Annotated in this window: 12 protein-coding genes; 3 read left to right on the forward strand and 9 right to left on the reverse strand. The window is 72.2% G+C overall.

Going from position 1 to position 25,705, the window contains the following annotated elements; translation table 11 throughout:
* Positions 1–3: 3 nt before the first annotated feature.
* The 9 genes from ABZ809_RS07905 to ABZ809_RS07945 all read right to left on the reverse strand — a co-directional run bounded on the left by ABZ809_RS07905 (position 4) and on the right by ABZ809_RS07945 (position 13,973).
* Positions 4–2,658: a hypothetical protein gene (locus tag ABZ809_RS07905; protein WP_357561693.1), complete on the reverse strand. Its 2,655-nt coding sequence runs from the start codon at positions 2,656–2,658 to the stop codon at positions 4–6.
* A 3-nt stretch (positions 2,659–2,661) separates the two neighbouring features.
* Positions 2,662–4,017 carry a type VII secretion protein EccB gene (gene eccB / locus ABZ809_RS07910; RefSeq protein ID WP_357561694.1) on the reverse strand — a complete coding sequence of 452 codons (1,356 nt, stop codon included), beginning with the start codon at positions 4,015–4,017 and terminating at the stop codon, positions 2,662–2,664.
* Positions 4,018–4,022: 5 nt separating this feature from the next.
* Positions 4,023–5,432 carry a type VII secretion integral membrane protein EccD gene (gene eccD / locus ABZ809_RS07915; protein ID WP_357561695.1) on the reverse strand — a complete coding sequence of 470 codons (1,410 nt, stop codon included), beginning with the start codon at positions 5,430–5,432 and terminating at the stop codon, positions 4,023–4,025.
* A 13-nt stretch (positions 5,433–5,445) separates the two neighbouring features.
* On the reverse strand, positions 5,446–9,405 hold the full coding sequence (gene eccCa, locus ABZ809_RS07920; protein WP_357561696.1) for a type VII secretion protein EccCa: 3,960 nt from the start codon (positions 9,403–9,405) through the stop codon (positions 5,446–5,448).
* Between the two features lie 19 nt (positions 9,406–9,424).
* Complete coding sequence (locus ABZ809_RS07925) at positions 9,425–9,772, reverse strand: hypothetical protein (RefSeq protein WP_357561697.1); 348 nt, start codon at positions 9,770–9,772, stop codon at positions 9,425–9,427.
* Complete coding sequence (locus ABZ809_RS07930; RefSeq protein ID WP_357561698.1) at positions 9,765–12,200, reverse strand: hypothetical protein; 2,436 nt, start codon at positions 12,198–12,200, stop codon at positions 9,765–9,767. Before ABZ809_RS07930 ends, ABZ809_RS07925 begins: the two co-directional genes overlap by 8 nt.
* A 75-nt stretch (positions 12,201–12,275) precedes the next feature.
* The gene (locus ABZ809_RS07935) at positions 12,276–13,220 is read right to left on the reverse strand and encodes a hypothetical protein (RefSeq protein ID WP_357561699.1); all 945 of its coding nucleotides are present in this window, start codon (positions 13,218–13,220) and stop codon (positions 12,276–12,278) included.
* Between the two features lie 97 nt (positions 13,221–13,317).
* The gene (locus ABZ809_RS07940) at positions 13,318–13,620 is read right to left on the reverse strand and encodes a WXG100 family type VII secretion target (RefSeq protein ID WP_357561700.1); all 303 of its coding nucleotides are present in this window, start codon (positions 13,618–13,620) and stop codon (positions 13,318–13,320) included.
* Between the two features lie 32 nt (positions 13,621–13,652).
* On the reverse strand, positions 13,653–13,973 hold the full coding sequence (locus ABZ809_RS07945; RefSeq protein ID WP_145834324.1) for a WXG100 family type VII secretion target: 321 nt from the start codon (positions 13,971–13,973) through the stop codon (positions 13,653–13,655).
* 309 nt (positions 13,974–14,282) lie between these two features.
* Here ABZ809_RS07945 and ABZ809_RS07950 point away from each other — a divergent pair, with 309 nt between their 5' ends.
* Genes ABZ809_RS07950 through ABZ809_RS07960 form a run of 3 tightly spaced genes read left to right on the forward strand, consistent with a single transcriptional unit; the run spans position 14,283 to position 25,696 of the window.
* Positions 14,283–14,702: a YbaB/EbfC family nucleoid-associated protein gene (locus ABZ809_RS07950; protein ID WP_357561701.1), complete on the forward strand. Its 420-nt coding sequence runs from the start codon at positions 14,283–14,285 to the stop codon at positions 14,700–14,702.
* Positions 14,699–15,604, forward strand: coding sequence for a hypothetical protein (locus ABZ809_RS07955; protein ID WP_357561702.1), 906 nt, complete (start codon positions 14,699–14,701; stop codon positions 15,602–15,604). The genes ABZ809_RS07950 and ABZ809_RS07955 overlap by 4 nt, the downstream gene beginning before the upstream one ends.
* A 9-nt stretch (positions 15,605–15,613) precedes the next feature.
* Positions 15,614–25,696, forward strand: coding sequence for a DUF6531 domain-containing protein (locus ABZ809_RS07960; RefSeq protein WP_357561703.1), 10,083 nt, complete (start codon positions 15,614–15,616; stop codon positions 25,694–25,696).
* Positions 25,697–25,705 lie beyond the last annotated feature (9 nt).

The raw sequence follows: 25,705 nt of genomic DNA on the forward strand, positions 1-25,705 counted from the left end.
GAATCACCCCTTCTTCCCGGCCGGCGGGCGGACGAGGCCGGGCAGCGTGCCGAAGCGGCTGGCCGAGGCGGTGCCGATCCGCGTGCGGGCGTCCGCGCCGGCCCACCGGTCGAGGCTGCGGCGCAGGGACGTGACGGCCAGATCGTCGAGCGACAGCCGCTTCTGGTCGACCCGGCCGTCATCGTCGATCTCGTTGGCGCCGATCTCGCGGAGCAGGATGACGCCCCGGCGGCCACCGGCCGGTTCCGCCGCCTCCAGGATCTTGAAGTGGGTGCCGGGCAGGAACACCACCCGGTCCTCGACGCGCTCGTCACCCTCCGGCTCCAGCAGCGCGGTACGGCGGGCGGTCATCGACCAGATCAGCACGTCGGTGTCGCCGTCCTGACCGGCGCAGGGTGCGGTCAGCATGGTGACGAAGCTCCAGTCGGTGACCAGGCGTCGCCCCCGGTACAGGCGCCACTCGTCGCCGCCCGGCGAGGCCCGCACGACGGTGCTGCCACGGAACGACGGCAGCCGGGAGAGGCCGGAGACCGCGCAGCGGGCCAGCGGGACGTGCGGACCGGTCGCGCCCGACCGCAGCCCGGCGTCGATGCCCGCGCCCCGGCGGGTCAGGAACAGCCGGGTCGCCACCGAGTCGACGAGGATGTCGTCGGCGGCGTTGTCACCACCGCCCTTCATCCCCGGGTGTTCCGACATGATCCGGGCGACCGAACTGGCCATGCTGTCGAAGTCCCGGCTGAGTGAGCGGCGCAGCCAGGCCCGCTCATCCGCCAGCCCGTGGCTGGGCACCAGGGCGCAGGCGTCCGGCGTCACCACCGGCTGGAGCCGATGACCGGCCGGGTCGTCTTCCGTCGGCGGCCCGACCGTGCGAACGGACGCCGTCTCCGTCGGCACCTCCACGACCGCTGCCACCGACACCTGCACGGGCACGGCTGGCGGCGGCGCGGGCGGGACCGCCGCCTCGGCCGTCCGGGGCGTCTCCCCGGGCGCCGGAACCGGCGCGACGTGGGGGATGGGACCGGCGGGCGCCGGCACGCTGGGCGGGGCGACAACGACAGGCGGCGCGGGTACGACAGGCGGCGCGGGAACAGGAGGCGGCGGGGGGATGACAGGTGGCGCGGGTACGACAGGCGGCGCGGGCACGACGTCGCCGGTTGCTTCGATCGAGGACTCGGTCGGAATCTCGACGGGAGCTGGTGGGACCACCGGAGCGGGCGCGGCCATCGGGGTGGCGGGCGCGACCGGCGGGACCGGGGACAGATCGAGCGGCTGGGGGATGGCCGTGACGCCGACGGTCGGGGGTGCCGCCGGCACGTCGGGAGCGGCGGGTGGAGCGGCTGTCGGCGGCGTTGGCGGCTCCGGCGCCAGGTTCGCCCCCGCGTGGCCGCCCGGCTTCTGCCCCGGCACCAGCGCCGAAGCCGGGAACAGTGCGCTGGACTGCCCCGTGCCGTGGTCGATCCGAGCCGCCAGGTCCTCGGCGAGTTCCCGCATCCGCGCCTTCCGGGGCGGCGCGGTGTCGTCGAAGATCATCGTGATGCCGTCGGGGTCGAGCGGCGTCGCCCGGACCCGTTCCGAGTTCCCCGGCTCCTCCGCCGGGCGGACCCACAGCCCGGCCTCGATCACCTCGACCACCGCGTCCGGGGCGTACCAGTACACCCGGGGCGCGATCTCCTCGGTCCACTGCAACGGGCCACGGTGGCTGAGCAGGAGCGGCCGGCGGGCCAGCGAGTTGGGGTGCGCCCGTGGGGAGTAGCCGAGTTCCAGGGCGAAGGGCGGCCAGCCCAGGACGCCGTCCGCGCGTACCGTCCGGATCTCGAACCTGCCGGGCGCGCCGATCGGGACTCCCGGATAGCAGACGACCTTCGTGGCGAGCACGTCGGCGAGCGTCTGGCCGAACGTCTCACCCTCGGGCATGCGCACCTCGCCGTACTGCACGAAACGGGCCCGCAGCCGGCTGTCCGGGTCCAGGTCGCGCCAGAACCGGACCACGTCGTCGAGGGAGAGCGGCTCGGTGCCGGGGCAGCCGAGCAGGACGGTCATCGTCTCCGGCTGGCACGGCAGGTCGGCGACGAGGCGACCACGGTGCTCGGCGACGACCTCCGGCGCCCGTACGTCGTGGATCCACACCCCGCCGGGCAGCGGCTCGATCTCCCCGGTGGAGCTGGAGGCCCGGCGCTCGGTCGCGGCCGTGTCCCAGACCGGGGTCGGGTACCGCTTGGAGTCCCAGGCCGGCGGCTTGCCGGGCCGGAACCGCACCCAGCCGCTGCCCGGCTTCGAGTGCACGAAGAGCGCGCCGGCCGAGCCCCGGATCAGACTGCCGTCGGGCGCGATCACCGTACGGTTGAGCCGCTCCGACAGCCACTGCCCCGCCATCGCCGCCGTGTCGTCGCGTTGCCCGCAGGCGATCAGCCGGATACCGCGACGGCGGCGCGGCAGGACACCGGCCATCGACTCCCAGGAGCCGATCGGGATGCCGCTGCCCAGGTCCAGCACGACCAGGTCGTTCTCGTCGTCCGCCACCACGGAGAGCGCGAGGGACTGCGCCTCGCCGCTGATCTCGTCCGGGTGGTGCAGAACGAGCGCGTTGCCGACGGTGTGCTGCACCACGTCGCCGGGCTCTCTCCGCCCGCCGCGCAGCAGATCTCGGATGGATGCCATGCGCTACCCCCTAGCAGGACCATTGACGGCGGTACGGCTGAGCACCGGGCCCTGCGGCACGACCGCCAGCAGGTCCCTCGGAAACGGAACGGCGGGCGCCGAGGTGAGCTTCAGGGCGGCGACCGTGTCCGGGTCGGCGAGCCGGTACGCGATGCCCTGATCCGAGATCAGCACCACCTCGCCGGCGGGGCCCGCCTTGGGCACCGGCGTCACCGTCATGCCGGAGCCCGGCTCGGCCAGCACCACGGACGTGCCGTCGGCACCGACCCCCGACGCGTGCCGGTCGGCGAGCACCAGCTCGCTGACGACCCGTTCCGCGTCGACCGGCCGCTGCCGAAGGCAGAGCACCCGGCCGCCGGGATCCTGCCACCGGTGGCCGGTCAGGTCGGGCAGCCGGTCGGTCAGCGTCCGGTCGCCGGAGCGCGGTGCCCCGGCGACGTCGGCCGCTTCCACGGTCACCGGCGCGTCGCCACCGCGCACCGAGGCGAGGACGAACTCCATCCGGTTGACCGGTGCCAGCCCGTCCTGGCGGAGCACGAAGAGCTGCTCCGCGCCGGCGGCGGGTTGCTGCCGGAACAGCGTGCCCACCGGGTGGACCCGCCCGCCGACCCGTGGGCCCGGGCTGCCCGCGCCCGGGATCCGGGCCGGACCGAGCGTGACGCCGGTCGGCAGCCCGTCCAGCCAGGCGGTCGGCGCGACGGCCGCCCGGGCGTTGGCGGCGCCGAGGGCGACCAGCACCGAGTCGTCGGCCACCGGGAACTTGTACGGCCCGGCGAGCAGGAACGTGCCGCCGCCCGCGTCGCGTACCACCGCGAAGGTGTTCCCGGTCAGCGGCGCGGCTGCGGCGCGCGGATCGAGGTTCACGCCGAGCCCCGCCCGGGGTTGGTCCACCACCGAACCGGGCAGGCAGACCAACCACGGGCCCCGGAGCAGCGCGGCGGCGGCGGGAACGGCCTGCGGCGCGCCGGCGATGCCGATCTCCGGGCCGCGGGGCAGATCCTTGAGCGAGTTGCGCGAGATGAGCTTCACCGTGGCCGACGGGCCCTGCAACAGCATCGCGGAGGTCAGGTTCGGCGTCGGGTACAGCACGCCGTCGCGGTAGACGTACCGGACGCCGCTCTCCTTCTCGACCAGGATCGCGCCGGCCTGGCGGTACGCCCGGCTGCCGCCCGGGACGAGCCAGCCGTAGACGGCGAACCCGCCGCCGGCCAGGAGCACCACGATGATCCCGATCAGCAGGCCGGTCAGGGCCCGCTGCCCGGGGATCTGCGCGCTGGTCGGGTCGCCCTGCACGAGCGCCGAACTCAGGCGCCCCATCATGAAGCTGTGGGCGTGGACGTGGTCGCGCTGGGTCTGCATCGCGGCTACCCGAAGAGCCCGCGAGCCCAGGCGTAGACGCCGAGGACCTGCGCCAGGATCGGCAGGACGGCCACGCCGGTGGCGACGTCGAAGAAGGTCGCCGCGTACTCCCAGAACGGCAGCATCCGCCGGGGCCAGGGTCGCAACGCCGCCATCACGAGCGGCACCAGCAGCCCGACCAGGGCGCTGAGCAGCACCCAGCGCCAGGCGGGCGACAGCATGTCGGCAAGCTTCGTGATGACCATGAGGCAGCCGACGGTACCGGCGGCGACGAGCGCACAGCGCTGCCAGAGACCGAGAAAGGTACGCGAGCGCAACAGGATTGCACTGGCGACCACCAGCACGAAGCTCCACCCCGCCCAGCCGCGCACGCTCATGGTGAAGTGGAACAGCACCGGCAGCACCAGCGCCGCCGTGACCGTCGCGACCGTCAGGTAGGTGTCCGCGTCGTCGGTGCGCCGGTGCACCTGGTCGGACGGCGCGGGCGCGATGTCGTACGACATGTCCTCGCTGGTCTTCGGCAGTTGCGGACCGCGCAGGCGGGACAGCTTCACCGCCATCCGGGGGGCCAGCACGATCACGACGAAGACCAGCAGGACGGCGACGGCGGCGGCGCGTGGCATGCTCATCCCGCTGCCGTCGCGCATCAGCAGGATCACCACGGTGACCAGGCCGGTCACCCCGGTCACCAGCACCGGCGGGGCCGGCAGGTGGGGCGCGAAGGTCCGTTGCGCGAGCAGCAGGGCGGCGGCGACGGTGAGTACGGCGACGGCGGCGGCGAGGATCGCCGCGCTGGTCACCGCGATCCGCTCCGGATCCCCGTCGACCGCGCTGGACGCGGCGACCGCCGCGAACCCGGCCGCGCCGCCGCCGAACAGCAGCGAGAACGCGCCGTCGTCCAGGCGGCGGCCGCAGAACAGCGCCGCGGCCAGTGACGCGGCGCCCAGCACGGCACCGGCCACGACCTGTGGCAGGGCCGGGCCGTGCGCGGTGAGCACCGCGGCGACGGCCCCCATGAGGACGACCGACAGCAGGATGAACAGGATCCGCCGGTACTCGGGCTGCCAGCGGTCGTGCCGCCGGTTGACGGCGATGGCGATCCCGTCGGCGAGGTCGTCGAAATCCAGCTCGGGCAGCGGGTCCTCGGCCGGTCGGAGGTGCAGTTCCTCACCTTCGAGCCAGTCCAGGCTCTCCGGGGTGCCGGCCAACTCGAACGGTGCCTGGCCGAGGCGCTGCAACACCCAGGCTCCCTCGCCCACGCCCGAATCGGGCCGCTGGCCGCTCTCCGTGGTCTGCTGCACCAGAAGCGGCAGCAGGGCGGCCACCGTGGTGGTCGCCGGGACCGCCAGATCGACCCGGCGGGCCGGACCGACGATGGTGACCCGGCAGAGTTCGGCGCTGAGCGTGGCGCTCACCCGTGCTCCTCTCTCATGCGACATGTCCGGTCTGGATCAGCTTCACGCTGCGGCGGGTGACCAGTTGGGCACGCCCGGGCGGCAGCCTGCGCGGCACCGCCTCGCCGAGGAACCGGCCCTCTTCCTTCGGGTACGACAGCAGCGCGGCCGGGGTGCCGAGTTCCCACATCCGGCGCAGGACCGGGTCCATCATGGCCCGCATCGCGCCCGAGGTACTGCGCGCGATGATCACGTGTAGCCCGATGTAGACCCCCTGCGCCAGCAGCGGCAGCACCGGGTCCAGCGCGGAGCCGGGAGCCGTCGAGCGGGTCATCAGGTCGTAGTCGTCGACGACGACGAACAACTCCGGCCCCTCCCACCAGTCGCGCCGGCGCATCCGCTCCGAGGAGATGTCCGATCCGGGCACCCGACGGTTCATCGAGACGGCTGTCTGCCCGGCCAGCTCGTGGAGCCGGTCGCCGGTGAAACCGAACCCGACCTGGTAGTCGGGGGTGATCGCGGTGTCGAGGTCGCGCCGCGAGTCGCCGAGGACGACCTTGGCCTGCTCCGGCGTGTAGTGCCGCTGGATCGCCCGCAGCACCAGCCGGAGCAGGTTCGACTTGCCGGTCTCGTTGTCGCCGAGGACCAGCAGGTGCGGGGTGGTCATGAAGTCGTGCCACACCGGCGCCAGCCGCTGTTCGTCCCGGCCGAGACACACCCTGAAGGCCGGCTCCGGCACCGGCAGGCTTTCCACCGGCAGCTGGGTGGGGAGCAGCCGGACGCCCGGGGCGCCCGGGCCGGGCCAGAACGTGGTGATCTCCTCGACCGTCGCCTTGGTCGCCTCGGCGAGGTCGTCGACGGACGAGCTGCCGTCCATCCGGGGCAGCGCCGCGAGGAAGTGCAGGCCGCCGCTGGTCAGGCCCCGCCCCGGCTGGTGCGGCACGGTGGCCGCCCGGCGCGAGCCGACGTCGGACTCCATCGAGTCCGCGAGCCGCAGCTCCAACCGGGTGCCGAGCAGGTCCCGCAGCCAGGTGCGCATCTCCGACCACCGGGTGGTGGAGACGATCACGTGGATGCCGAACGACAGCCCCCGCGAGGCCAGCTCCTGGAAGCGGGTCTCCAGGTCGCCGAAGTCCTGCTTCATCGTGTACCAGCCGTCGACGACCAGGAAGACGTGCCCGTACGGGTCGTCGATCTCGCCCCGGGCCCGGGCCGCCAGGTAGGTGCCGATCGAGTCGAGGCCGCGGTTGGCAAACTCGTACTCGCGGCGCTCCATGACCTGCCAGACCTCCTCGACGGTCCGGACCACCCGGTCGCGTTCCATCCGGGTGGCGATGGAGCCGATGTGCGGCAGCCCGGCGATCGAGGCGAGCCCGCCGCCGCCGAAGTCGAGCCCGTAGAACTGCACCTCGCGCGGGGTGTTGGTGAGCGCCAGCGCGAGGATCACGCTGCGCAGCAGCGCGGACTTGCCGCTCTGCGGCGCGCCGGCGATGCCGACGTGCCCGTCCGCCCCGCCGAGGTCGACGGTGAGCAGTTCGCGTAGCTGGTCGGCGGGGCGGTCGACGAGGCCGACCGGCACCCGGAGCCGCCCCTGGGCGCTCGGGTCGTCCACGGTCATGCCCCGCACCGGGTCCGGTACGACGCTGGGCAGGAGCGTGTCGAGGCTGGGCGCGGTCGACAGCGGCGGCAACCACACCTGGCGGGCCGGCGGACCCGAACCGGCGATCCGGTCGAGCAGCACCTCGACGAGGCTCGGCCCGGTGACGCTCCCGGTCTCCTCCGGCTCGGTCTCCTCGACCGGTTCGGCGGTCCGGACCCGGCCCGGATCGTGGCGGACCGCGACCTGCCCGGTGACGAACGGGACGACCTCGGCGAGGATCCGTTCCTCCTGGTCGTCGTCTCCCTTGCGCAGCCCGCTGCCCTGGTACGGCCCGGACACGTAGGCGGACTTGAAACGGACCAGGTTGGAGGTGTCGATCTTCAGGTAGCCGTTGCCGGGCTCGGGCGGCAGCTCGTACGCCTTGCCGACGCCGATCACCGAGCGGGACTCCATCGACGAGAAGGTCCGCAGGGCGAGCCGGTACGACAGGTGGCCCTCGACCCGGTTGATCCGGCCCTCGTCCAGGCGCTGGGAGGCGAGCAGCAGGTGCACGCCGAGCGACCGACCGAGCCGGCCGATCGAGACGAACAGGTCCATGAACTCGCTCTTGCTGGAGAGCAGTTCGCTGAACTCGTCGACGATGATCAGCAGGACCGGGAACGGCACCAGCTGGGCACCGGCGGCCCGGGCCTTCTCGTAGTCGAACAGCGAGGCGTACCCGCTGGCCCGCAGCACCTCCTGGCGGCGGGTCATCTCCCCGTTGAGCGCGTCCTGCATGCGGTCCACGAGCGGCAGCTCGTCGGCGAGGTTGGTGATCACGGCCGAGGTGTGCGGCAGCTTCTCCATGCCGAGGAAGGTCGCCCCGCCCTTGAAGTCCACCAGCACCAGGTTGAGGATCTCCGAGGAGTGGGTGGCGGCCAGCGCGCAGACCAGGGTCCGCAGCAGCTCACTCTTGCCGGAGCCGGTCGCACCGATGAGCAGTCCGTGCGGTCCCATCCCGCCCTGCGCGGACTCCTTCAGGTCCAGCTCGATGACCTCGCCGCCCTCGGTGACACCGATCGGCACGGTGAGGCGGTTGCGCTGCGGCGCGCGGGTCCGCCACAGCGCTGCGACGTCGAAGGTGTGCGCGTCGCGGATGCCGAGCAGGGTGGTCAGCTCGAAGTCGCTCTCCAGCGGCTCCTCGACCGCGTCCAGGACGCCGCTGGTCCGCTTGGGGGCGATGATCCGGGCCAGCGCCGCACACTCGGCGACACCGAGCCCGTCGGGCACCGCCGAGCCGGTGGTCTCCCCGGCGGGGAACGTCACCAGATCGCCGTCCAGGGTCAACCGCAGCACCTTCGGTCCGCCCGGCATCCGGCCGGTCAGGTCCAGCAGGACCATGTTGCGGATGCCCGCGCCGAGCAGCCGCGAGCCGTCCGGCAGGTCGGCCAGGTGCGCGACGATCACCACGAACGGCTCGGCGGACGACGGCCGGGCATCCCGGTCGTGGTCCCCCCGATCGGCCATCTCCAGACCGATCAGGTCCATCAGCTCCTCGTGGCCGCCCGCGAACAGCCGTACCGGACCGGCCGCGTCGAACGCGGTCGGGTGGGCGTTGTGCGGCAGCCACTTGATCCAGTTCCACGGGCCCCGGTGGACCTCCGGCGCCAGCACCGCCACCCGCAGCTCGTCCGGCGCGTGCAGGGTGACCAGCGCGGCGACCATGGCCCGGACCAGGTCGACGGCCGCGTCGGCGTCCCCCTCGAACTCGACGCTGGTGAAGCTGCGCAGGCCCACCGAGGTCGGGACGCCGGAGACCGTCCGGTACGCCTCGGAGAACCGGCGCAACGAGATCGACGCGAGCGGTTCGAGATCCTCGATCGGCTTGGTCTGCGGGGGCAGGAACCGCAGCATCGCGTTCTGCCGGCCGAGCCCGATCCGGACCCGGCCGAAGTCCTCGTGGCTGGGCCGCCGTTCCCAGAGCCGGCTGCTCATCGCCACCGACCAGAGCCAGTCCGGCTGCGGGTGGGTCCAGATCACCGCCTGACGCTGCTGCTCGGCCGCCGTGCGCGCCTGCCGGCGCAGCTGGGCGATGTACCGCAGGAAGTCGCGCCGTTCGCCGCGCATCTGGCGCTTGCGTTCGGCGGCCGCCCGGCCGATCTGCAGCAGACCCATGAGCAGCATCCCGGCGGCCATCGCGCCGCCCATCACGTACATCACCGGGGCCCGGCTGTAGAGGCCGAACATGGCCATCATCGCGCCCATGCCGAGCCCCATCGGCACGATCATGGCGAACGAGCGGAAGTCGAGCGGTGCCTCCTCCGCCATCAGCGGTGGTTCCTGTAGCTCGATCTGCCCGTCCGGGGCCTCCGGGCCGGTCGCGCGGGGCGGGCGTTTGACCGTGACCGTACTCATGCCGGTGTCCTGTCTCCACTCACCCGAGCACCCCCGATCCCGCGCCGCCGCCGCCCCAGGCCGAGTCGTCCTGCCGGAGCAGGTTGACCGCGTACCGGTCACGGCGGAGCCGCTCGGCGGTGAGGTACTCGTCCTCCTCGTCGGTCTGCTTCGCGTGGCGGCGCCTGGCGGCCTCGCGCGCCTCGGCCTCCTCCCGCTCGCGCCGGGCCTCGTCCATCGCCCGCTGCTTCTCGCGCATCAGTTCGAGGCGTTCCGCGGCGGTGTAGTCCGGGCCGCCGCACATCGCCGGCCGTCCCACGCCGGGCGGCGTCGTCGGGCGTTCCCGCTTCCACGCCTTCATCGGCATCGAACCGATCTCGTCAGCCACCGGTCGTCCTCTCCGCATGCTCGACGTCGCCGTACAGCCACCACGCGCCGCCGGTGTCGTCCCAGCCCGACGTGTCGGCACCCGCCCCGGCCGGCCGTACGATCGGTACCCGGTCGGCGTCCGGGGGCGGCTCGGTCCCGGTCCAGGTCGGCTTCTCCTCGCGGAGCAGTTCGGCGGCGTCCGGACGGTCGACCGGCGTCCGCTTCTCGTCCCCGGTCCCGGATACCGGAAGAGGGACGCCGACGACCGCGGCCGGGGCCGCCGGGGTGACGTGGAAACCCGTCCCACCGGACGCCGTGTCGGTCAGCGCCGCCGGACCGGCGGGCGGGTCAACGCCGGCGGTCGCCCAGTCGGCGCTTTCCCCCTCGACCAGACCGGCGGCATCCGGACGCTCCGGCGTCGAACCGTTGCCGGCCCCCGCCCCCGGCGCACCGGGAGCACCCGGCATCGGCGGCAGTCCGGCGATCGGCACGGGCCCGGTGACGGGCACAGCCGGCCCGGGCCCGGTGACGGGCGACGGCGGAGCCGGCACCGGCGGATCGCCGGGTCCGGGCCGCTCCCCGAGACCGGCACCACCGGCGGCGGCACCTCCCGGAGCATCCGGAACGTCCACACCTCCCGTGGCCGGCTTCCAGTCCGCCTCGTCGCCCTCCACCAACCCGGCTGCATCCGGACGCTCCGGCGTCGAACCGCCCCCGGTGCCCGTCCCCGGCGCACCGGGAGCACCCGGCATCGGTGGCACCAACGGCACACCACCACCCGGAACCCCGCCGACCGGCGGCAGCCCACCCGGCACCTGCCCTGGCGGAGGCCCACCCGTCCCCGGGCCGCCGGGGGTGGCACCGCCGGGGGCGAACGGGTCGCCGGGTTTGGGGCTGCTCGGGGCCCAGTCGTCCTGGTCGCCTTCGACCAGGCCGGAGGAGTCCGGACGCTCCACCGGCGATCCGCCGCCCTGACCGGCGCCGGGCGACCCGGGCATCCCCGGCATCGGACCCGGCACCGGTGCGCCGGGCAGCAGCGGGGTACCGCCGGGCAGTTGGCCCCCACCCGGCAGATCACCGCCACCGGGCACACCACCGGGCAGTTGACCCCCGCCCGGCAGACCGCCCCCGTCGGGCAGGTCGACACCGCCTGGCGGGTCGACACCGCCCGGCAGGTTGCCACCGCCCGGCACGCCGTCGGGCAGGTCGACCCCGTCGGGCGGCGTGGGCGGGCCACCGACGCCGCCCGGTACGTCACCGATGACCGGCGGGGCGGGCCGGTCCCGGTCGTCGTTGCCCGAGTTGCCGGCGTTCGGCGGGGGCGGGATCACCGGCGGGACCACTCCGCCCGGTCCTCCACCACCTCCGCCGGAACCGCCTCCCGGCGGACCTTCGAGCACCGGGGGGTTGAGGCTGGGTAGGCCACCGCCGGGCAGACCGGCGCTCGGCGGAGGGCCGAGGGACGGTCCGTCGTCCAGTCCCGGCGGATCGAACCGCATGTTGCCGGGCGGGTCCGAGACAGGCGGGTCGTCCGTGGAGAAGTCGGAGTCGCCCGAGACGGGCGGCGGCTCGTACGGGGGTGGCTCGTACGGCGGCGGATCGGGTGGAGCCTCGTACGGCGGCGGATCGGGCGGCGGCTCGTACGGCGGCGGATCGTACGGTGGAGGATCCGGCGGCGGCTCGTACGGCGGCGGATCGGGCGGCGGCTCGTACGGTGGAGGATCGGTCGGGGGGTCCACCGGGCCGAGGCTGCCGTCGCCCTCGGGCACGTTGACCGAGCCGTAGTTCAACCGCGCGTACTGCTTCGCCAGTTGCTGTGCGACCTGGAGCATCTGGTCGGTCATCGGTCGGGCGAACCGGGTGGAGCTGATCGCCACGTTGCCGCCATCCGTGTGGTTGGCACCATCGGCAGCGGCGATCTGCGCCCACGCCACGTCGAGGTAGTCGAGCTGCTCCTGCGCCCATTTGAGGTAGCTGGCGTTCATCATGAGCTGGTGCGGCACGCTCGCGGTTCCGGGCATGCCGTCACCACCGAGCAGCCGTTCCGCCTGGTTGCCCAGGAACTTGCTCAGGTAGTCCATCTTCGCCAGGAACGCGTCGGCCGCCGTGCCCTGCCAGGCCCGCTCCTCGCCGGCGATCGCGTGCGCGTGGGAGCTGATGAAGGTCTCCAGCCAGTGCAGCAGGTTGTACGCCTGCTGGAAACCGTTGGCCGCCTCCATCAGGCTCGGATAGCTGACCAGGCCCTCGGCGTACGCCTGCCCCGCCTCGTTCTCGATCGCCGACCCGCCCTTGACGGCCGCCTTGATCCGACGCCACCCGGGTGGGTCCATCCGCGCCCAGGTCTCCAGGTCGTTGACGTCGTCGATAGCCGTGTTCGGCGGAGGAAAGGTCGCCGGCGGGTCCACGGAGTTGGTCCAGTCGTCCTGCTCCGAGTCTGAATCTGGCATGCCCTACACCAAGCCCCTAGATGAATTCGAAGACGCCGCCGTGCGGCACCGGGACGTCCCGGCCGAGCGCGACGTCTAGTTGTCTCCGCCGCCCGATTCGTCCCCGCCACCGGGACCGTCGCCGTCACCGCCGTCGCCACCGCCGTTGCCACCCTCGCCCGAGGAGTCGATCTGGCCGAAGTCGTCGATGCCGTTGATGTGCCCCCACGGATCGCTCAACGCGTCGCCGAGTTCCTCCTCGGTCATCGCGTTGAACTCGGCGGTGTGCTCCTCGAAGTCCTTGCCGGTGCGGACGTTGCCGTCCTCGGTGAGTTCGTAGGAGTCGGCCATCTCGAGCAGGCTGAGCCGGAGGGTGTAGAGCGTCTGGTGGATCTTCTCCAGCAGGCCCTGGGTGTCGCCGACCAGGCCCACGCTCTCGCCGCCCCCCTGGATCTTGCGCCGCATGATCTCGGCCACCGCGAACTTCCCGGGCCGGACGTCCAGGGTGGCGAGTTCGTCGCCGACCCGGAGCATGAGGCTGCCGCCCCGGCCGTTCGGGTCGTCGAAGAGCTCGCCGATGGAGTTGGCGAAGTACCGGATGGCCGCGGTGCTGACCAACAGGTCCCCGGCCGTGTTGTCGCCACCGCCGGTGTAGACACTGACCTCCGGCGGGTCGATCGACCCGTCGATGTCGAGGTGGTCGGACTCGTCGAACTCGTCGAAGTCGACGGAGTCCTCGTCCGGGACGTCGTTCTCCTGGAAATCCGCGACCAGCGCGTTCCAACTGTCGATGTCGACCACTTCCGCCTTGTACCAGTCGTAGGCGGCCTTTTCTTCGGCGGTGTACTCCGACCAGTCGACCTTGTTGAACTCGCTGTCGCTCGACATGATGTCGGCCTGGACCCGGTCGATGACCGCCTGGATCCAGCCGTCCGGATGCTCCTGCGGGAACCCGTCGACCTCACCGTTGTTGAACTTGTCGAGGATGCCGATGTGATCGATGGCTCTGTCGTTGGGATAGCCGAAATCGATGGAAGCCACCCGTCCACAACCTTTCCGACGTGGCCGACTCTAGGAAATTCGGTGCCCGGGGAGCGCCGGCCGCCGGGGGACACCGGCCCCGGCAGCCGGCCGGCGATCAGCCGCCGCGAACGTCGTTCCAGATCTTGGTGTGCCGCTGCTCGGTGGTCCCGTAGTTGTCCGAGATCGCCAGCAGCGTCTGGCGGGCCTGTTCCAGGTAGACCGTCATCTGTTGGGCGGCGGCACGCCACTCCACCTTCGCCACGTGGTAGGCGCCGCGGGCGTCACCGCTCCACTGCTCGATGCTCCGCTCGACGTTGCGCTCCATCTCGTCCAGCGAACCCGAGATTTGTCCGTTGATCCGATTCATGTCGTAGAGGGTGGCGTCGGCCTGGTTGAAATCGAACCGGTAGTCGGACACGGTCAGATCCTTTCGGGGTGGGGGATACGGGGTCAGACCCCGGGAAGCGCCGTCATGAAGTTCTGGGCGGTCTGCGAGGCCTCGTCCTCGGCGGCCCGGTAGCCGGCGGTCGTGGCGCCCATCACGTCCATCATGTGCAGCAGTTTCTCGATGATGGTCTGGAAGGACCTCTCCCAGTTGTCCATGGCCTGGTTGAAGTTCTTCGAGGCGGCACCGTGCCAGCTCGCCTGGAGGGTCGCCATCTGAGAGTTGACGGCGCGCAACTGGTTGGTGAACTCCTGGGCCTTGTTGGCGAACTCGGTGGCCGCCGCCTGCATGCCCGGATCGGCGGTCTGGACCGTTGGCATGGTCACAACGACACTCCTTTCGTCGTACGTCAGAGAATGACGACGTCGAACTCCTCTGCTCGGCGTCCGCCGTGCCGAAGATTCCTGGCGAACGACCGTTCCCGGCAAGGCTCCGGCCCGGTGGATGTCCGAACGACGGGCGAACTCTGCCTACTTCCCCCTTCACTCCTTCCGCGCGCCCGGCCGCCGCGAGACAGCAGCGGCCGTGCGGTCGGGAAAAGGCCCTGCACGTTCGTGCCCGACCGGCACCACGCCCCTTCCGTCCCGCGCAGCGGCGGACCTGTACTGGTAGCCCGTGCAGAAGGGAGCCGACCGATGAGCTTCGACGATCGCGTCGAGGAGCTGTTCGCGGAGTACCAGCGTCAGCGCAGCAGCGTTGCCACCCTCCAGGAGCGGATGAGCAAGGTGCAGGGTTCCGCCACCTCCCCGCGCCGCGAGGTGACGGTCACGGTCGGGCAGAACGGCGTACTGACCGAGATCAGCTTTCCGACCAGCGCGTACCGGCGGATGACTCCCGCCGAGTTGCAGGCCACCATCATGCAGACCTTCAGCGAGGCGAAGGAACAGGTCATGGAGCAGGCGGCGGCACTGATCGCGCCGCTGCTACCGCCCGGAATGGACGCGGCCAAGATGGTCCGTGGGCAGGCCGGCCCCGACATGTACCTGCCGCCCGAGGGCCCCCGGATGACCAGCGGTGTCCGTGCGCTGCTCGGTCTCGATCCGGAGCAGCCGTGAACCAGCCGCACGGCGTCGTCTGGGTCGACCCCGAAGGCGTCATCTCGGTCGGCGACTCGTACGCCCAGCACCTCGCCCGCTACGACGAGTGTCTCCGCCGGCTGAACCTGCTGCGGGCGCGGTACGCACCCGCGTGGGGCGACGACGAGATCGGCCTCCAGTTCCAGCAGCAGTTCAACCAGACGCTGGACGGCGTCGAGGGCGCCATCCTCGCCGTCCGGGGTTATCTGGAGTACGCGGCGGTCGGGCTGCGGATCAGCGGCGAGGGCTACCAGCAGGCGGACGAGGACGCGGCCGTCGGCGGGCAGATGATCGCCGCGGAGTTCGCGAACCTGCCCCTACGGCCCGCTGTCGGGGACGCCGTGCCCACCGAGCGCGCCCAGCGCATTCCCTTGGAGCCGGTCGTCGGCGAGCGTGCACGGTACGCCCTCCGGAAACCCGTCGACGGCGAACTCGGCAAGCTCACCCCCCGGCTGCGCGTCGCAGGCCCGATCATCGACCCGGATTCGGTCGGGTCACCCACCAGCTTTCTGGCGTCGAGAAGGCCGACGGAGCTCACCGAGGCGTCTCCCGCGATCTCCGCCTTCCGGCGGTACGACACCACCGGCGTCCTCGTCGACGGTGACCCGGTGCCCCCCGGTTACGAACTGCGCACCCTGACCACGTTCCCGGACGGCACCGCACGGATCGACGCCAACGGCTACGACTCGATCGTCCCGCTGGGCAACCGGGTGCCGACCACCGCCGACGGCCAACCCGTCGACGCCGACGGCGACCAGTTCTTCCTGCTCAAGCCGAAGGAGGACGCCGTTGTCGACCCCACCGTCCCCGGTTACCGTCCACTGCTGATCAGCTTCGGTCCGGACGGCTCGGCGACGCCGTTGTTCGGTAATCCCGCCTGACGCCGTTCCATGGGCGACTTCCACATCCCCAACGATCCCAACTGGCAGTGGGCGTACGACGCGATCCTCTACACCGTCGGTGAGGAGTTCCCCAAGGGCGACCCGTCGGAGCTGAAGGCGCTCAGCATCGAACTCGAGCGGTTCAGCGCCAACCTGGCCAGCGGCATCGCTGCCACCCAGGCGCTCGGCCTCGGCCTGCAGGGCAACCTCGACGGTCCCGCCGCCGACGCGTTCGCCCAGTTCCAGCAGATCATCACCCGGCCGCTCCCCGGGGGCATCCGGACCACCCTGATCGCCGGCGACGTCGCCAACCGGGCCAACCAGCAGATCGACTACGGCCAGACCCAGATCGTCGTCGCGGCGTTCATGATCGTCCTGGACATCGCGATGGCGATGGCGTCCGGTTTCGGCGTCTCGCTGGTTCCCGCGTACCTCAAGATCGGTCAGGAGATCACCGAGGCGCTGCTCGACCGGCTGGAGAACCGGCTGCACCAACTGATCGCCCAGCTCGCGATCCAGGGCGCGGAGGAGGGCCTGGAGGAGGGCGCCGAGAGCGTCATCGCCCAGACCATCGTCATCGCCAAGGACAACAAGGACGACGGTTTCAGCTGGTCGGACCTCGGGGAGGCGATCGGCGCCGGCGTCGCCATCGGCACCGTCGCCGGCGGCGTCATGATCGTCGGTGGCCGCTACTTCCCCAAGCTCTCCGACACCACGCACGGAAAGGCCGGGCTGGGCGCGATCGGTGAGACGCTCGGCGAGTTGGCCTACCTGGCCATGGTCGGCGGGCTCGGTAACTTCAACGCGCTGGCCACCGCCGTGTCGTCCGCTGTCGGGACCTACGCCAGCCAGTACGCCCACGACCTCGGCAAGGCCCTCGGCGGTGGCCCGGCCGCGCCCGATCCGTCCGGTCTGAAGGGGGGCCCTTCGAAGGACCTGGCGGCGACGGGTGGCGGTCCCGGCGCCGGCGGAGCGGATGTCCACGACACCGGCGAGGAGGTCGGTAACCGGCCCCGGCCCGACGGCACGGACCTCGACGTCGACCCGCTGGAGTCCGGCGACACGTCGACCTCCGGTTCCGGAGGCGCTCTGTCGGGCGGGCTCGGCGCGCCGCCGGTCGCCCCGCAGGGTCCGCAGCCGCCGCGCCCCCAGGCCGCGCCGGCCACCACCATCCCGGACGGCGGCCTCTCGTCAACGGGGCGCCCCGGTGATCCGTCCGGAAACGCATCCACCGTGCCACCGCCCCCCGCGACGGACCTGGTGCCCGGCCCGCCCACCGCGACCGGCCTGGTGCCCGGCCCGCCCGTCATCCCGGGCCCGGGACTGCCCGGCTTCGACGCCCCGTCCACCACCGATACGCCGGACGGCGCCACCCAGCAGCCCACCGGTGGCCCACCGCCCGTTCAACGGCCGGAACCGGTACCCGGTCCCCACGGCCAGCCGACCGACCCGATCGGCACCCCGCCGCCGATGGCCGCCCAGCCCGGTCCGGTGGGCGTTGTCCCCGGCACCGTGCAGGGCGTCCCGACGGACCCGATCGTGAACGGTCCCAGCACACCGGAACCGCTCGACCCACCCGTCGTCACGCCGCTCGACCCACCCGTCGTCGCCCCGGCCGCGCCGCCTCTCGCACCACCCGTGACGCCCCCTCTCGCGCCACCCGTCGTCCCCGGGTCCACCTGGACACCCGACCCGACCGGCGCCACGCCGGTCCCCCCGGGTCTGGAGGTCGGCGCGACACCCGTCGGCCAGCCGACCACCCAGGCCCCGCCCCCGCCAGCCCCGCCGTCCGCCACGGGGCCACCGGGAACCGCCCTGCCCACCACGGCCCCGAGCACGCCCCCACCGGTCACGACCCCACCGAGCACGATCCCCGCCGGCCCCACCTCCGGCGGTGCCCCGCAGGCCGGCACCACCCCCACCGGCAACCCGCAGGCCGGCGCCGCCTCCTCGCCGCCGGGCCCGACGGACACGAATACCGGTTCGACGTCGGACACGACCGATCGCCCGGCACCGGCACCGGCGGAGGCACCGCCGTCGTACCTGGACGTGGTCGGACCGGTGGAGCCGGAGGCACCGCCGTCGTACCTCGACGCCATCGGACAGGTGGAGCCAGAGCCGGAGGCACCGCCGTCATACCTCGACGCCATCGGACAGGTGGAGCCGGAGGCGGAGGCGGATCTGGAGCCCTCTCCCCCGCCCTACGAGGTCGAGCAGGGCCCGCCCCTGTCCACGCCGGCCGAGCCGGGCCAGCTCGCCCCCGGTAAGGAGGTGTCACCGGGCAGGCGCTCCGACCCGAAGGCCCACGCCACGTCTCCCGACCCCGCGCGGACGCCGCCCCCGCCGGTGCCGGCGAAGGTGGAGCAGTCGACCACGCCCCGGCCGGTGACCGCACCCCGGACGACGACCACGGTCGAGGGGCCCGACGTCAAGATCCCGTCGAGCGCCGATGCCAAGGTCGTACGCGACGCCGACCGCGCCGGACGCACGGTGGTGCCGCCGTCCGGCGGTGAGAAGGCCCGTCTCCGCGCGGTCGTCGCTCCGGTGCCGCCGTCCGGCGGTGAGAAGGCCCGCCTCCGGTCGGTCTTCGCTCCGGTTCCGCCGCTCGGCAAGGGGCCGTGGCTGCGGGACGTGCCACCCGCCGTGTTTGCGAAGTCGACCGCCGAGACGGTCTGCGTCGGCGACCCGATCGACGTGACGACCGGCCGGATGATCTACACCGAGACCGATGCCAACCTGCCCGGCCTGCCCTTGGAGCGCACCCACCGGTCGGACTACCGCTGGGGCCGGTCCTTCGGCACCACGTGGGCGTCCACGCTGGACCAGCGCATCGTCGCCGACGGGAACCGGGTCTGGTTCCTGGCCGCCGACGGTTCGGTCCTCACCTACCCGCTGCCGGCCGAGGGCGGGGAGGCGCTACCGCTGCTCGGCCGTCCCGCTCCGCTGCGCCGGCTGGTCGGCGGCGGCTGGTCGCTGACCGATCGGGGCGCCCTGCTGCTGTTCGCCCCCGGCGGGGACGGCCACGAGGCGTTCCTCTCCGACGTCGCGACGGTACGCACGCGGTGGCACGTCACCCGGGACGACGACGGCACGCCCAGGCTGCTGGAGTCGTCGTCCGGCGACCGGGTGGAGCTGCGCACCCACGCCGGCCTGGTGACCGGCGCGCTGTTCGTGCCGGCCGACGCCGGTGACGAGGTCGAGTTGCCGGCGTTCGACTACGACGACCGGCACCGCCTGGTCGCGGTGCGGAACTCGTCCGGCGATCCGGTGCTGCTCGACTACGACGACGACGGCCGGATCACGCGGTGGGAGGACCGCAACGGCGAGTGGTACACGTACGCCTACGACCGGGCGGGCCGGTGCGTGCTCGCCGACGGCAACGGCGGCCACCTGCGTTACGCGTTCACCTACGGCGACGGCGTCACGGTCGTGACGGACTCGGTCGGCGGCGTCCACCGCTACGAGCTGAACGAGCGCCTCCAGGTCACCGCGGTCACCGATCCGCTCGGCGCCACCACCCGCGAGGAGTGGGACGCGGCGCACCGGCTGCTGTCGCGGACCGACCCGCTGGGGCGGGTCACCCGGTTCACGTACGACGAGACGGGCCGGCGGGTCGCGACGGTCCTCCCGGACGGCAGTCACCGCCCGGTCACCTCCGACGACGGGCGGACGGACGGCGTACCCGGAACGGATTTTGATCTTGATGGTCTGGGGCGGCCGAGGTCGGCGCGGCTGCCGGACGGCGCCGTCACGGAGTTCGGCTGGACCGCCGAGGGCGATCTGGCCTGGCGCACCGGCCCGGACGGCTCCACGCAGGAATGGCATTACGACGGCGAAGGGAATCTGGTGGAGAGTATCGACGCCCGAGGGCGTTCCGTGCGGATCGAGTATGGTTCGTTCGATCTGCCGACCGCCCGGATCGACGAGGCGGGCAACCGTACCGAGTTCGCCTACGACACGGAGTTACGGCTGGTCGCGGTCACCAACCCGCAGGGCCGGGTGTGGCGGTACACCTACGACGCGGCCGGGCGGCTCGCCACGGAGACCGACTTCGACGGGCGCGCCCAGCATTACGCCTACGACGCGGCGGGGCAGCTGGTCGCCCGCACGAACGCGGCGGGCGAGACCACCCACTACGCCCACGACCTGCTCGGTCGGGTGGTCGAGCGCCGGGTCGGCGACGTGGTCACGCGGCTGGAGTACGACGCCGACGGTCACCTCGCGGGGGTGGAGAGCCCGGACGCGGTGGTGCGGTTCGAACGGGACGCCCAGGGCCGGGTGGTCGCGGAGACGATCAACGGCCGCACCGTCCGGACCTCCTACGAGGGTGACGGCGCGATGGCCCGGAGGACGCCGTCGGGCCGCTCCAGCCGGTGGACGCTCGACGCGCGGGGCCGGCCGGTCATGCTCGTCACCGGCGGGCACGTGCTGCGGTTCGGCCACGACGCGGCCGGGCGGGAGATCAGCCGGACCGTCGACGACGTGGTGGCACTGCGCCAGACGTTCGACCCGGCGGGCCGGCTGGCGGCACAGCACATCGCCGACGCCGCCGTGCGGAGCTTCGACCACGACGCCACCGACCGGGTCGTCGCGATCGCCGACACGCTCGACGGCGACCGTTCGTTCCGGGCCGACGAGACCGGCCGCATCCACAGCGTGGCCGTCGACGGCACCGAGCGGGAGCGGTACGACTACGACGCGGCCGGCAACCTCGTCGGCACCGGCGGCGGGCGCTGGGAGTTCGCCGGCAGCATGCTCCTGCGCTCGGACGACGCGCGGTTCGAGTACGACGACAGGGGCCGCCTGACCACCCGGGTCGACCCGGCGGGCACCTGGCGGTTCACCTGGGACGCCGAGGACCGGCTGGTGCGGGCCACCACGCCGGCGGGCGACCGTTGGCGTTACCGCTACGACGGCTTCGGCCGCCGCGTCGCCAAGCAACGCCTGGCCGACGACGACACGGTCCTGGAAGAGACCCACTTCGCCTGGGCCGGCGACGTCATCGTCGAGCAGACCGACGCCACCGGCACTGTCTCGTGGGACTACTGGCCAGACGGCTCCGCCCCGGTCACCCAGACCGACGGCGACGACAGGCTGCACACCGTCGTCACCGACGCCATCGGCACCCCCACCCACCTGGTCGAGCCCGGCGGCCACCTGCGCTGGTGGTCACGCGGCGACCTGTGGGGCCGCACCAGCGACCCGGTCGGCACCCCGCTGCGCTTCCCCGGGCAGTACCACGACGCCGAGACCGGCCTGCACTACAACCGGTTCCGCTACTACGACCCGGCGACCGCCCGCTACCTCAGCCCCGACCCGCTCGGCCTGGCCGGCGGACCCAACCCGACCGCGTACGTCGACGATCCGCTGACCACCTCCGACCCGCTCGGCCTGGCGCACTGCAAGGGAGGCAACAGAAGCAGCAGCAGATCGTCCGAGAGCTCGCAGGACTCACACCGGTCGGGCCGTTCGCATCGTTTACACGGCTCACAGCGCTCGCACGGCTCACACCGCTCGCACCGTTCGCACGGCGAGCCGAGCAACCTGCCGCCGCAGCCGGCCCCGCCGACGCCGGAGGACCTGGTCGGCGATCCGCAGTCCGAACTGGACGCCGCCTTCGACCCGCTGGTCACCGAGGACGACCACTCGCGACAGCACTCGATCAGCCAGCTCTCGTCGGACAGCTCGTCGTACGACGACCTCCTGGAGAACCTCGAACCGCTGCTCGGGGACGCCCCGACAGTCGACTTCGTGCACTCCCAGATGGACTGGGAGAGTATCGAGTACCGCTCTTCCCGGTACCACAAGCTGTGGAACAACCCGCAGGTGAAGAGTGCCTACTACGGCTTCAAGGAACAGCTGGTCTTCGAGCTCAAACTGAAGGCCAAGGGGCTCACCGACGACGAGATCGACGCCAAGGTCATCAAAAAGTTCGGCGACGACCGGGTCGCCCCCTTCGCGCAGATCCTGGCGGAGAACCACGCCTTCTCCGTTCCGGCCGAATGGTGGGTCGCGAACCAGAACGAGCCCAACTTCGACCAATCCCTTCAGGAAGCGGTGGAGGACTACCGCCCGAATCTCGCCCTCTGGGGCAAGATCGGTCCGGCGGTCGCCGAGCGGATCACGAAGGAGGACCACAAGCGGATGCTCGAAGCATCCCCCGGCGGGGTGATGTTCGACGCCAAGACGCTCGGCACCAAGGACTTCTACCACTACCCGCCCGGGTACAACCGCATGTGGGTGCTGTTCTCCCACCACCTCGTGGACCGCACCTCCGGAATCGTCGACGCGCATGTGTTCCGCGGGGTCATCAAACCGAGCGTCCTGTACGACACCGAAGCGAAGACGCTCTTCAGCAGCCCCAACATCGAAGCCCTGCGGGTCGTCATCTGGGATTTCGTCCCCGGGAAGAACGGCATCCAGAGGGTGGGCGAATACGTCGTCCGCTCCCAGGGATCCCTGGACGGGCGGGTTCCGATCCTCGAGGCCAAGAATCTCTCGCAATCGTTCAAGGATCACCAGCAGAAACTCTACGAACAGCTCGTCTACCGCCGGGAGAACTACAACCGGCTCGGGCTGCAGAACTCCATGGACGATTTTCCGGCGGTCGAACGAAGAGACAGCAACTACATCTTCATCGTGTCGGACGCGTCCCAGCCCAAGTTCGACGAGAGCCCGGCAGCCATCACCCGGAGATGGTCGCTGGCGCGGGACCACGCGCCTGCGGACAACCCGCTGGCCCGGGTGGACCAGATCCTGGCCGTGCTCGAGTACCAGCAGAACAACCCGGACCTGTCGGGGAGCGAATCCCCGATCGAGGAACTCATGGACGAGTTCTCGGCCATGAACGTGGACCCGACCGGCAGCCGGTCCGGCTCGGTCGACAGCATTCCCGTGCCCCCGGCCCGGCACAACTCCGCCTACGACCCGGCTGACAACCAGACCGGGCCGTTCCCGGAGAACCCGAACCTCAGCCCGCGCGGATCCGACTACTCACCGACACTGGACGCCGTACCGGAGGATGGCGCTGCCGTCGAGAATCCGGACTGGGACAACTACGACTTCTCCCAGGCAACCGGCAGCGGGCGCCGTGACTCCAGCGACGTGGGGCCGACCCAGCGCAGCCACCGGTCCACCGGATCGTCCCGCAGAAGATCCAGCAAGCACTCGGGCAAGAGTTCCCGCAGCAGTTCCTCCAAGTCCAGCAGTTCGCACAGTTCCCGCCGCAACGCCCCCGCCCCGGTCCCCACGGACACCACCTGGGACCACCAGAACGACCCGGCGTACGGCACCGGGGAGGCGACGTACGCGGAGCCGAGTTTCTTCGCGGACCGGATCAGCTACTCCGACCGGATCACCGACGACCAGGTCGTCTACTCGAACCTCCACCAGGACCAGTCGCCCTACACCGGCGTGCCGTTCAGCGACCTGTCGCCGACGGCGTCGGTGAAGAGCACCGACGAGACCTACTGCGAGTCCGACCCGATCGACGTGACCACCGGTCGCATGATCCTCACCGAGACCGACGCCACGCTGCCGGGTCTCCCGCTGATACGCACCTACCGCTCCGACTACCGCTGGGGCCGGTCGTTCGGCCCGGCCTGGGCCTCGGCGCTGGACCAGCGGATCGTCGTCGACGGCGAGCAGGTGCGCTACCTGGCCGAGGACGGATCCATCCTGACCTACCCGCTCGTCGCCGAGGGCGAGACGGCGCTGCCGACGCTCGGGCGGGCGCTGCCGCTGCGCCGGCTGGTCGGCGGCGGCTGGCTGCTGACCGACCCGGCGTCCGGCCGGGCCTGGGTGTTCGCCCGGGAGCGGCGCGGCGAGTCGTTGCTCAGTGACGTGACCGACGGTGGACTCCGGTGGTCGTTCGCCCGCGACGACGCCGGGACCGTGACGACCCTGCGTTCCTCGGCGGGCGCGACGATCACCTTCACCTCGGCCGAGGGCCTGGTGACGGGGATGCGGCTGCCGGACCACAACGGGGTGCTGGTGGGGGCCGCCCGGTTCGGCTACGACCAGGACCGCCAACTGGTCGAGGTGGTCAACTCCTCGGGCGACCCGGAGCACTTCACCTATGCCGACGGGCGGCTCGTGCGCTGGGACGACCGGAACGGGGAGTGGTACACCTACACCTACGACGAGGCCGGCCGCTGCGTCGCCACCGACGGCAAGGACGGCTACCTGCGCTACCGGTTCGCGTACTCGGACGGCCTGACGGTCGTCACCGACTCGCTCGGCGCGGTGCGCAGGTACGAACTGAACGACCGCCTCCAGGTGGTGGCGGAGATCGACGGCCTCGGCGCGACGACCCGGCACGAGTGGGACGACGCGTACCGGCGGCTGTCCCGGACCGACCCGCTCGGCCGGACCACCAGCTACGGGTACGACGCCGACGGGCGGCCGACCGTGGTCACCCGACCGGACGGCAGCCGCTCCACGACCAGCTACGACGAGCTGGGTCGGGTCACCTCGTGGACGGACTTCGACGGCTCGACCGGCAGTCGGGAGTTCGACACCGACGGCCGGGTGCTGGCCGAGATCGACGCCAGCGGTGAGGTCGTGCGGTTCGACCGGCCGGCCGACCACGGCCGGGGAACGGCCATCCAGGTCGGTCCGGCGGTCGTGGTGCGCAACGCGGTACAGCAGGTCACGTCGATCACCACCGGCGACGGCGACACCCACTACGAGTACGACCGCCTCGGCCGGGTCGTCATGATCGAGACCGATCAGGGCATCACCGAGGTCGGCTGGACGCTGGAGGGCGAGCTGGCCTGGCGGGAGAACCCGGACGGCAGCGTCGAGGAGTTCGGGTACGACGGCGAGGGCAACCTGGTCGAGACCGTCGACGCCGCCGGCCGCCGCACGTACCTCGAATACGGCGCGTTCGACCTGGTCACGGCCCGGATCGACGACGATGACAACCGCACCGAGTACGCGTACGACACCGAGTTGCGGCTGACCGGCATCACCGACCCGGAGGGTCGGACCTGGCGGTACGCGTACGACCCGAACGGCCGGCTGGTCGAGGAGACCGACTTCGACGGCCGCACCCAGCGGTACGCGTACGACGTTGCGGGCCAGCTCATCGCGCACACCGACGCGGCGGGCGAGGTCACCCACTTCGCCTACGACCTGCTCGGCCGGGTGGTCGAGCGCCGGACCGGCACGACCGTGACCCGGCTGACCTACGACGCCGCCGACCGGATCGTCTCGGCCACCGACGGCGACTCCGAGATCCGGCTGGAACGGGACGCGATCGGCCGGGTCGTCGCCGAGACGGTGAACGGGCGCACGGTGTCCAGCTCGTACGACGAGCAGTTCGGCGCGGTCACCGCGCTGACCCGCCCGTCCGGTGCGGCGACCCAGTGGTCGTACGACGAGTCCGGGCGGCCGGCCGTCCTGGTGGCCGGCGGGCAGCGCCTCCGGTTCGCCTACGACGGAGGACGTGAGGTGAGCCGCAGCTGGGACGCGGGCCTGACGATCGAGCAGGACGCCGACCAGGCGGCGGCGCTGGACGGCCACCCGGACGCCTCGGGCGACGTCCGGTACACGGTGGACGCCCTGGGCCGGCCGGTCACCCGGTCGGACGCCTCCGGTGACTGGCACCTGACCTGGGACCACCAGGACCGGCTGACCACGGTCACCACGCCCGGTGGCGACCGCTGGCACTACCGGTACGACGCGTTCGGGCGGCGGATCGCCAAGCAGCGCCGCAGCGCGAAGGGTTCGGTGCTCGAGGAGACCGGCTTCGTGTGGTCCGGTGACCTGCTGGTCGAGCAGCAGCACCGGGGCCGCGGCGGCAGGGTCACCACGACGGCCTGGGAGTACCACCCGGCCGTGGCGCATCCGGTCGCCCAGATCACCGACGGGACGGTGCACGCGGTGGTGACCGACGACGCGGGCACGCCGACGCGGGTCGTCGGCACCGACGGCAGCGGGCCGGGCGAACCGGGCGGCATCCCGCTGCGCTCCGGCGGTCGCTACCTGGACGCGGAGACCGGGTTGCAGTACGACGGGTCCCGCTACTACGACCCGGTGACGGCCCGGTTCCTGCCGGAGTCGCGGACGGCCCCGGTGCCGGTCGGCTGAGTCACGGTG

Origin of the sequence: Micromonospora sp. NPDC047074, from assembly GCF_040643815.1 — a bacterium.
GTDB lineage: Bacteria > Actinomycetota > Actinomycetes > Mycobacteriales > Micromonosporaceae > Micromonospora.